9 protein-coding genes and 1 tRNA gene are annotated in these 10,739 nt (G+C 42.5%); 1 reads left to right on the top strand and 9 read right to left on the bottom strand.

Annotated features, from left to right (window positions below; translation table 11 throughout):
- Positions 1-102: 102 nt before the first annotated feature.
- The 8 genes from RCH61_RS03570 to murB all read right to left on the bottom strand — a co-directional run bounded on the left by RCH61_RS03570 (position 103) and on the right by murB (position 8,401).
- On the bottom strand, positions 103-2,217 hold the full coding sequence (locus RCH61_RS03570) for a glutamine synthetase III family protein (protein ID WP_178006530.1): 2,115 nt from the start codon (positions 2,215-2,217) through the stop codon (positions 103-105).
- Between the two features lie 338 nt (positions 2,218-2,555).
- Positions 2,556-3,419 carry a class II fructose-1,6-bisphosphate aldolase gene (fba, locus tag RCH61_RS03575; RefSeq protein WP_178006531.1) on the bottom strand — a complete coding sequence of 288 codons (864 nt, stop codon included), beginning with the start codon at positions 3,417-3,419 and terminating at the stop codon, positions 2,556-2,558.
- Positions 3,420-4,119: 700 nt separating this feature from the next.
- Positions 4,120-4,191: transfer RNA gene (locus tag RCH61_RS03580), tRNA-Glu, on the bottom strand.
- A gap of 105 nt (positions 4,192-4,296) precedes the next feature.
- A complete protein-coding gene (locus RCH61_RS03585) occupies positions 4,297-5,247 on the bottom strand; it encodes a diacylglycerol/lipid kinase family protein (protein ID WP_306479895.1) in 951 nt (316 codons plus the stop codon).
- Between the two features lie 146 nt (positions 5,248-5,393).
- A complete protein-coding gene (locus tag RCH61_RS03590) occupies positions 5,394-5,654 on the bottom strand; it encodes an HPr family phosphocarrier protein (RefSeq protein WP_306479896.1) in 261 nt (86 codons plus the stop codon).
- Entirely contained in the window at positions 5,651-6,610 is a 960-nt protein-coding gene (gene whiA / locus RCH61_RS03595; protein ID WP_306479952.1) for a DNA-binding protein WhiA, read from the bottom strand. The genes RCH61_RS03590 and whiA overlap by 4 nt, the downstream gene beginning before the upstream one ends.
- Before the next feature lie 4 nt (positions 6,611-6,614).
- A complete protein-coding gene (gene rapZ / locus RCH61_RS03600) occupies positions 6,615-7,493 on the bottom strand; it encodes an RNase adapter RapZ (RefSeq protein ID WP_306479897.1) in 879 nt (292 codons plus the stop codon).
- 2 nt (positions 7,494-7,495) lie between these two features.
- Positions 7,496-8,401, bottom strand: coding sequence for a UDP-N-acetylmuramate dehydrogenase (gene murB, locus RCH61_RS03605; protein ID WP_306479898.1), 906 nt, complete (start codon positions 8,399-8,401; stop codon positions 7,496-7,498).
- A 298-nt stretch (positions 8,402-8,699) separates the two neighbouring features.
- Here murB and RCH61_RS03610 point away from each other — a divergent pair, with 298 nt between their 5' ends.
- Positions 8,700-10,031 carry an HlyC/CorC family transporter gene (locus RCH61_RS03610; RefSeq protein WP_306479899.1) on the top strand — a complete coding sequence of 444 codons (1,332 nt, stop codon included), beginning with the start codon at positions 8,700-8,702 and terminating at the stop codon, positions 10,029-10,031.
- A gap of 154 nt (positions 10,032-10,185) precedes the next feature.
- Here RCH61_RS03610 and RCH61_RS03615 read toward each other — a convergent pair.
- The coding region (locus tag RCH61_RS03615) for an InlB B-repeat-containing protein (protein ID WP_306479900.1) at positions 10,186-10,739 on the bottom strand (554 nt) is incomplete at its 5' end.

Below are 10,739 nucleotides of genomic sequence, written 5' to 3' on the forward strand. Positions count from 1 at the left end.
AGATGTCAATTACAAAAAAAGAAACAGAAACTTTTGGAGTCATCTCAAAAAGCCTCTGTTTCCATTTTACTGAATGAATGCCTGTAAGAACTGTTTTTCTAATTATACTTCAAAGATCAAATCTCCGTAAGACGGCATCGGCCACGCCTCTTTATCTACGATCATCTCCAGCTTATCGATCGGAGCGCGCAGATCTTCCATCGCAGGGCATACCGTCTCATAATAGTAAGCGGCCTTATCCGCTCCATCCTCCATACAAGCCGCTGTTTCCGTTACTTTTTCAAGCTCTGCCTGTGCGCGGCTTGCCTCTTTAAGAAGCACCGTAATCTCTTCAAGAGTCGCAAGCTGTACACTCGCATCCACACCGGCTGCTTTCACCGAATTCACCGTATCTGCCAATGTCTTTGTATACTTGATAATCGCCGGAATAAACTGCTTTCTTCCCATATCGATCATCGTACGAGCTTCGATATTCAGCGCTTTAGAATAATTCTCATAACGGATCTCTGCACGAGATTCAAGCTCTGTGCGTGTGAACACTCCGAATTTTTCAAAAAGCTCTACCGACTTATCCGATACAAGCGCCGGAATCGCCTCAACCATAGACTTGATATTCGGAAGTCCTCTTCTCTGTGCTTCCTCTACCCACGCCTGTGAATATCCGTCGCCGTTGAAAATAATCTTCTGATTCTCAATCGCATACTCTTTGATCAAGTCATGGATCGCTTTCTGAATATCATCCGCGTTCTCCATCACATCACATGCTTCTGCAAAAGCTTCTGCCACAATCGTATTAAGTACAATATTTGCAGATGCGATGGAATCTCTCGATCCTACCATACGGAACTCAAACTTATTTCCCGTAAATGCAAACGGAGAAGTTCTGTTACGATCTGTCGCATCCTTCGTCAGATCAGGAAGCGTACGGACACTTGTCTCCAGCTTCCCGCCTTTCAGACTGTGCGTTGCCTCACCTGTGCTCACAAGCTGATCGATCACATCTTCAAGCTGCTCTCCGAGGAAAACGGAAATAATTGCCGGCGGCGCTTCATTCGCCCCAAGTCTGTGATCATTTCCCGGATCTGCTGCAGATTCTCTGAGAAGTTCCGCATGTTTATTAACCGCTTTCAAAATACAAGTCAGAACAAGAAGGAACTGGATATTCTCATGCGGCGTCTTTCCAGGTTCAAGCATATTGATACCGTCGTCCGTTATAAGCGACCAGTTATTATGTTTTCCAGATCCGTTTACCCCTGCAAAAGGCTTCTCGTGAAGCAGGCATTTCATTCCATGCTGGCTTGCCACCCGTTTCAGAGTCTGCATCACAATCTGGTTATGATCTACCGCAATATTTGCTTTCGCATAGATCGGCGCAAGCTCATGCTGAGCCGGAGCAGCTTCGTTATGCTGTGTCTTCGCCGTAACGCCTACTTTCCACAGTTCTTCATTCACATCTTTCATAAACGATGCGATCCGCTGTCTGATCGTTCCAAAATAATGATCATCCATCTCCTGACCTTTCGGAGGCATCGCGCCGAACAGTGTCCTTCCCGTATAGATCAAATCTTTTCTCTGAAGAAACTTATCAGAATCAACAAGGAAATATTCCTGTTCTGCACCAACAGACGGAGTCACCTTTTTTGAAGTTGTATTACCAAACAAACGCAGTAAACGCAGCGCCTGTGTATCAAGTGCTTCCATGGAACGAAGAAGCGGCGTTTTTTGATCAAGCGCTTCACCTGTATAAGAGCAGAACGCAGTCGGTATACACAAGATTGCGCCTGCTGCATCTTCCCTTATAAACGCCGGAGAAGTACAATCCCACACCGTATAACCTCTTGCCTCAAACGTAGCCCTTAATCCGCCGGACGGAAATGAAGACGCATCCGGTTCTCCTTTGATCAGCTCTTTCCCTGAAAAACTCATGAGAACTTTTCCGCTCGGCTGAGGAGCAGATATGAAAGAATCATGTTTTTCCGCCGTTACGCCTGTCAAAGGCAGAAACCAGTGTGTATAATGCGTTGCGCCCTTTTCAATCGCCCATTCCTTCATCTCATGAGCGATAACATCGGCTGTCTCCAGATCAAGCTCCCTACCCTCTTCGATCGTATGCTTCAGATTTTTGTAAATCTTTTTCGGCAAACGTTCCTGCATCACTGTATCATCGAAAACATTCTGCCCAAAAATTTCAGCTACGTTGATTGCTTCTGTACTCATAATTCACCTTTCCTTCCTGCCTTTTGACCTGATAACAATATAAGAACTTTTTCTTACGATATACTATGTATATATCAAAAGTCTTTCAAAAATCCACCCTCTGCCGCAGTTTCCTCTTTTTTACAATTCCTATCTGCCTGGCGGATTCTCATAACATCCTTCATAATAATAGAAGACATCCGTCTGCTATTCTATGAAAAAAGGGCACTCCATGCTATGCTGGAACGCCCCTGTTCATGTCTATGTCAGTCAGTATAACTCCGCCAACTGAAAAAGGCAAGTATTTTTTTGAAAAATTCAGCTATTAAAAACGAGCTGAGGATATCTCACGATGCTGCTCAGGCTTTTCCTACGGAACCGAATAATTCCATTTTTTCTTTTACAGTAGCCATGATTGCGTCTGTACCCGGTTTGAGAAGTTTACGCGGATCGAAGCCTTTTCCTGCAAGGTCTTTTCCTGCTTCAACATACTCTCTTGTAGCTGCTGCAAATGCAAGCTGACACTCTGTATTTACATTGATCTTAGCAACGCCGAGGCTGATCGCTTTTTTGATCATATCTTCCGGAATACCTGTACCTCCGTGAAGAACGAGCGGCATATCGCCTGTAAGCTGCTGAATTGCATCCAACGTCTCAAAGCTTAATCCTTCCCAGTTCTCCGGATATTTTCCATGGATATTTCCGATACCTGCCGCAAGGAAATCAATTCCGAGATCAGAAACCATCTTACACTCCTGCGGATCAGCACATTCACCTTTTCCGATAACTCCGTCTTCCTCTCCGCCGATTGAACCAACTTCTGCCTCGATGGACATGTTCTTCTCATGAGCAATCTTAACGAGTTCTTTTGTCTTCTCTACGTTCTCCTCGATCGGATAGTGTGATCCGTCGAACATGATGGATGAGAATCCTGCTTCGATACATTTCATACATCCTTCGTAGCTGCCGTGGTCAAGGTGCAGAGCAACCGGAACTGTAATGCCAAGTTCTTCCAGCATTCCGTTTACCATTCCTACGACTGTCTTGTATCCTGTCATATATTTTCCGGCGCCTTCAGATACACCGAGGATTACCGGAGAGTTGCACTCCTGTGCTGTCAAAAGAATTGCTTTCGTCCACTCAAGGTTATTGATGTTGAACTGTCCTACTGCATAATGTCCTGCTTTTGCTTTTTGAAGCATTTCTGTTGCTGATACTAACATATTGTTTTCCTCCACTTCTCTTCTCCGTGCATATGCAGCTTTCGAAAGAACTGCTTCTGCCCGAAAATGTTAATTTAAACTCTGCGTCCATTATAGCTTATCTCATAAAAAAAGACAATCAAATTTCGATTTATATTGCAGTCAATCTCACAAAGATTGAACATTCCTGTTTTCTATATATGAAAACTATTCGTAATCAGCATTTTCACATAACCCGAATTATCATAATAAATATTTATTATTATATTATTTATTATAATTTTTTAAAATAGTTCATCTCCAACTGCGGCCTGCCTCTTCAGCCGCTTGGCATAATAGCTTTTGATGCATACTGCTTTCATGGCATTTCCTACTTTCCTACTTTCGGGATATAAAAAGAACTCCTCGATCAGATAAACCTTTTCATGATATCCTCCGCAAATATCACAGGTTCTTTTGAAACGGCACACCCACGTATCCTTTCTGATGGAGCAGGGAATTGACATTGATACCATATCCCGAAAGCCGAAGCATTCTGACAACAAGGTGACAAAAGAAATCTATTTGCATGTAACGAGGAAACTTAAAGAGAAGGAACAGAATCAGATCCAAGAGATAAAGATTTTATAGTTTGCCCCTTTTGTGCCCCCATTTTCCGGGACATAGACATGAAAAAACCCGGAAGCACTTGATTTCCAAGCACTTCCGGGAATCCGTTCAGTGACTCCGAGGGGAATCGAACCCCTGATTCCAGCGTGAGAGGCTAGCGTCTTGACCGCTTGACCACGGAGCCTTATTATATTCACTGTTTGGTATCCCTCACAGCGAATATAAATATAACATATGTTTTTAATATATGCAAGCATTTTTTTAATTTTTTCTCGCATTTTTACATTTTTTACATTTTTTGCATTTTCTTACTTTCCTGCTTTCCGACATTAACAGACAAGCCTTCTGCCACTTCTGATCTCACTTTGATCTGCACAGCTCTCTTCCTATTTTTAACGACAACTTCCCTATGGACGCCGCCGAATTCTCCATCTCTTGTCCACGGAATTTCTTCCACTGATTCAAACTTAATCTCTCCGGTCTTAAATGAATACATTCGTTTTGAATCCAGCTGTTTCATTACGATCGCGCCGAGAAGTTCATTCAGTTCCATCGCATTTTTCGGTGTCTTGATCAATGTAACTTCAAACACGCCATCATCAAATACGATCTCCGGACCTATAATTCCTTTGAACCCACCGACTGACCGGGAATTCGTTACCATACCGAAGATAAATTCATCCTCGATCACCTCCCCGTCATGCGTAACTTTAACTTTATAAGAAGGGATGTTAAATACTCTCTTTGCACCTTCCAAAATATACGCCAAATGTCCAAGGACATTTTTCACATTCTGATCGGTTGCGTAAGATACATCTGTAAACAATCCGAAGGCTGCAATGTAGGCAAAATAATCATCTCCGAACATTCCCACATCACACGGAAAAACCATTCCATTCACTGCTGTCTCCGCCGCCTCGATAATATCTTTCGGTATACCGAGACTCGTCGCAAAATCGTTTGTTGTTCCGGCCGGAATATAGCCAAGCGGCACTTTGCAGTCACAAAGCTGCATTCCGGTCACCGTTTCATCCAACGTACCGTCGCCTCCGCTGCATACGATCAGATCATACTTATTGCCGCTCTCCTGTATTTTTTCAACCGCATCATATCTCTTCTGTGTCGGATACGCCGTCACTTCATATCCGCCCTTTGTAAAAATATCCAAAACTTCCGCAAGTTTCGGCTTCAGCCTTCCTGTACCGGCATTTGGATTATAGATAAACAACATTCTTTTCATACTATATCATCATCCTTATATTTCTATTGATCCTTTGTCAGAATCCCCGCATTTTCCTTTTCCTACAGGATTCCCGTATTGTGAAAAGAGAGGACTGCACACAAATGCACAGCCCTCCTCCGTTATTAGTTTTTATCCTCTCAATCCTATTTTCTGCCTTTCGCAAAAAACGTCTTTATACCTTCTGCAGCGCGCTGCTCGTCTTCTCCATCTGTCACAACAGTAATCTCTTCCCCATCTGCAAGACTCAGACTCATCATGCCCATTATACTCTTAGCATTAATGTTCTTCTCTCCGACCTGAATATAGATTGTACTTGCATACTGGCTTGCTTCCTGAACAAGCAGTGCAATCGGTCGTCCGTCAAACTCTTCTTCCGTCTTTACTACAACAGGTGTCTTAATCATAATAATCCTCCTTGTTTCTGCCTGAGACTTTCCGCCATCTCACTCAGCTTTCTCAGTCTGTGGTTCATCCCCGACTTACCGACCGGCGGTGTAAGACTCTCCCCCAGCTCTTTCAAAGTAGCATCCGGATGCTCCAGCCTCGCATATGCCGCTTCCACTAAATTATCCGGCATATTTTTAAAACCGACCGTATCTCTGAGATATGTAATGTCCTCAACTTGTTTTACCGCTGCTGACACAGTTTTATTGATATTAGCAGTCTCGCAGTTCACTTTCCTGTTTACAGAATTACGCATCTCTTTCAGGATTCTTACATTTTCAAGTTCCATAAGAGCTATATGCGCTTCCATTACATTCAGTATATCTACTATCTGAGATCCTTCTTTCAAATAAACAACGTAAGATTTCTTTCGACGCACAATCTTTGCATCAAGATCAAAACTGCAGATAACAGATCTGATCTGTTCTGCAATCTCCGGCGTCGTACATACAATTTCAAAATGATATGATTTATTCGGATCACTCATAGAACCTGCTGCCTGAAATACGCCTCGCAAAAAGGCTCTCCTGCAGCAAACCTGATGGATTATAAGCGGATTAAACCCGCAGACTGCATCCGTTCCTATCTGCTGTTCTCCGATCATCTTCGTTGCCTGAAGGACTCTGAGCGCGTCTTCATGATCTCGGATCACTATAAAATATGACACACTCTCCTTTTTAATGTTTCTCCTTACAGAGATATCAGTTCTTATATTAAATGTTTTTCTTATTAATGTAAAGACTTTTCTTGCAACAAGAACATTTTCCGAATGAATCTTGATACGATACCTGTCAAAACTATCGATTGACACAGTTCCGCACATACCAATAAACGCCGCCAGTTCCGCGATCCTGCAGTGTCTTGCCGGACTGATATTCTCTGTGAGTTCCGCTCTGACCTTACCAGAAAACGACATCATCTCACTTCCTTTTTGTAATTGTATCTTTCTCAATATCCCGGTGTTCAATACGCACCCCGTAATTTTCCTGTTCTTCCAAAATTTTGTACAGCGCGTTTGCCAATGTTACAGAACGATGTTTTCCGCCCGTACAGCCAATGGATATAACAAGCTGATTTTTTCCTTCCAAAATATAATTCGGAATAAGAAATTCTACCATGTCTTTTAACTTATCCAAAAATTGACCTGCCTTCTCATTCTCCATCACATAATCCTGCACTTTGGCATCATTTCCCGTCTTTTCCCTAAGTTCATCTATATAGTAAGGATTTGGCAGAAAGCGCACATCAAATACCAAATCTGAATCACTCGGGATTCCGTACTTAAATCCGAAAGACATAACCGTAATGTAAAGATTACAAAAATCCTGCCCCTTTACAAAAATCTTCTCAAGCTCCAGCTTTAACTCCCGTGTAAGCATCTTGCTCGTATCTAATATATAAGTCGCCCGCATTTTTAAGAACATGATCTTCTCACGTTCTTTTGCGATTCCCGTATCAACTCTGCCCGAACCACTCAGCGGATGCTGACGTCTCGTCTCCTTATAACGCTTGATAAGCACATCGTCCTGCGCATCGAGAAACAAAATTTCATACTCGATTGCTTTCTCGTCCATCTCGTCAAGCACATCTTTCAATCCGCCAAAGTCCTGTCCCCCTCTGATATCGATCCCCAGCGCAATTTTTCTCACTTCTTCATCCGGCTTTCCAAACATTTCCACAAAACGCGGCAGAAGCGGGATCGGCAGATTATCTACACAAAAATATCCCATATCTTCCAACATTTTAAGCGCCGTTGATTTCCCGGCTCCCGACATTCCTGTCACGATAACAAAACGCATCGTCAAAACTCTCCTATCCTTCTCACTTCCGGCTCTAACCGAACCCCAAACTTTTCTTCTACTTTATCCGCGACATCGTTCATCAGCTTCATAACTTCCGCCGCCGTTGCATTTCCTCTGTTGATCACAAACCCGCAATGCTTCTCCGACACCTGCGCATCCCCGACTCTGTAACCCTGCATTCCCGAATCCTGGATAAGTTTTCCTGCAAAATATCCTTCCGGACGTTTAAACGTACTTCCGGCGCTTCCAAACTCAAGCGGCTGCTTTGCAACGCGCCGTTCCTTCAAATCTTCCATATTCGCACGAATCTCCTGCTGATCTCCTTTTTCCAGTTTCAGAACTGCAGAAAGCGCCACATAATCATTTTTAGCGATCACACTTGTTCGATATCCCATTCCAAGTTCTTCATTTGTCAAACATAAAATCTCCCCGTCAGAGGTAAGCACTTCCGCACTCTCGACAATCTGCTTCATCTCCCCGCCATACGCTCCTGCGTTCATGCGAAGAGCGCCGCCAAGTGTTCCCGGAATACCTGATGCAAATTCCATCCCTGTAAGAGACGCTTCACACGCCGTCGCCGCCGTCTTTGACAAAAGAGCTCCTGCCTGTGCATAAACACGATCACCTTCTGCATATACTTTGCTCATCTGTTTAAACACCTGTATGATAACCCCACGAAATCCTTTATCTCCTACGAGAAGATTGCTTCCGTTTCCCATAATATAATACGGAATGGAGTTTTCCCTGCACACTGATACAATCCCGCGAATTTCTTCTATATCCGTCGGGCAGATAAAATAATCTGCCGGACCGCCGATACGAAATGTCGTGTGCTTCTTCATAGGCTCGTCTTTTAACACGTTATCCGCTCCTGCTATCTCGCATAACTTTTTATATAAATCCATAAATATCTCCATATTTCTATTTTTTCTTTTTTATCATTTTTATTTTCCTGATTTATCATCTTATTATACGGATACATTATAATTCACACCTAATGCAAAGTAAAGGGAAACGTAACGGATTTGTTATCCTTTACTCTTCTGCTTTACAAAGTATTTCTGCACCCATGCTTTACAAAGTACTTCTGCATCCACTCCTTGCAAATCCCCCAAAAACAGTGTATACTGATGAGGTATCTATATTTTTGCATGCCGAAAATACGGCACATTTTATTTTTTAAAAAGGAGTGAATTTAGAACTGTGGATTCTGGTGACAGTTTTCAACTAATCATACTTATAATTCTCTTAATGCTTTCAGCATTTTTCTCATCAAGCGAGACCGCTCTGATGTCCGTAAATAAAATACGGCTTCGCTCGCTTGCAGAGTCAGGCAACAAACGGGCTGCCATGGTGCTTGATATCACGGAAAATAAAACTTCCAAAATGCTGAGCGCCATTCTGATCGGAAATAATATCGTCAATCTTTCCGCATCGGCAATCTCAACCTCACTTGCCTACTCGTTCGGCGGTTACATGGTCAGCATTGCCACTGCTGTTTTGACGGTCGCAATTCTCGTATTCGGAGAGATTACCCCTAAAAATTATGCTACATTGAATGCAGAGAAATTAACTTTAAAATTTATCCCGATCATCCGCTTTTTTATGATCATTTTAACCCCGGTCATATTTATCATCAATCTTTTTTCTCGGGCATTTATGTTCCTGCTCCGTGTCGATCCGAACGCAGTTTCCAAAGCGATGACGGAAGATGAACTTCGAACGATCGTCGATGTCAGTCACGAAGACGGCGTCATTGAATCTGATGAAAAAGAGATGATTTACAACGTATTTGATCTCGGAGATGCTAACGCAAAAGATATCATGGTTCCCCGTGTTCATGTCACTTTTGCAGAAGTAAATAATACTTACGAAGAGCTGATCGCCATCTTCCGTGAAGACAAATTTACCCGTCTTCCGGTTTATGAAGATACGCCGGACAATATTGTCGGTATTATTAATATGAAAGATCTTCTGCTCTATGACAAAAAGACCGAAACTTTTAACATCCGCGATATTATGCGTGAACCGCATTTTACCTATGAATACAAAGATATTTCCGAACTGCTTGTAGAAATGCGTGACTCTACTTTTAACATTGCCATTGTTCTTGATGAATACGGCGAAATGGCAGGACTGATCACACTGGAAGATATTTTGGAAGAGATCGTCGGAGAAATCCACGACGAATATGACGAAAAAGAAGACGATATGTTCAAGCAGATCTCCGATCAGGAATATATCGTTGAAGGTTCTATGAATTTGGACGATGTAAACGACCGCCTTGAGACGAACCTTACATCTGAGGATTATGATTCCCTCGGCGGATTTATCATCGAACATCTTGACCGGCTTCCAGAGGTTGGAGACGAGGTTTGCACCGATGACGGAATCCGTCTCATTGTAGAAGCGCTCGATAAAAACCGTGTTGAATCCGTCCGTATGTATCTCCCTGAAACGCGCAATACAGAAAATAAAAACGACAATTCTTCTTCCGCAAATACAGAGCAGAATATCTTAGGCGAAGAAAAATAATCCGTTTTATATTTATAAGCTTTATATTTCATTTAATATTTATACAACAAAAAAATTCCGTATCTTGATCTAATTGATCTTGATACGGAATTTTTATTATGCTGTATCTTTTTTTATTTTATTGTCACATTGACAACTAATCTGCTTCACTGCGTCAGTCTTCTTTCTTTCTAAGCGCTGCCACAGCGGCTCCTGCTGCCAACATCAATCCTGCGATCGGAACGACCGGTGATCCTGCTTTATCGCCCGTCTGTACTGCCTTATCTCCTGATGTTCCTTTATTGTCTCCTGATGTTCCTTTATTGTCTCCTGATGTTCCTTTATTGCTGTCTTTATCAGGATTCGAATCTTCACCTTTCACTTTTTGGAAATTCGCTTCCAGATCCATATCTTTTTCTGCTGTAAATTTATATACTGCATCTTTGGAAACTTCTTTTCCGTTTACAGTCCAGTTTACAAACTCGTAACCTTTTTTCGCTTTCGCGATCGCCGTCACTTCTGTTCCTTCTGTGAATTTTCCGTCTGCTGACTTCAGTTCAACAGTTCCCATCTTCGGATCATTTGCTTTAGCTGTAATCTTATACTCTTCTTTTTCTGCCGGAGGTGTAACTTCTTTCTTCGTCACTTCAACTTTGATCTCTGCTTTCAGACCTTTTGTATTTGTAACATTTTCAGGAAGGGTTCCAAGTGTTCCGCTTAACGTATATG

It is taken from the genome of Mediterraneibacter sp., from assembly GCF_030825015.1.
Classification (GTDB): domain Bacteria; phylum Bacillota; class Clostridia; order Lachnospirales; family Lachnospiraceae; genus Mediterraneibacter.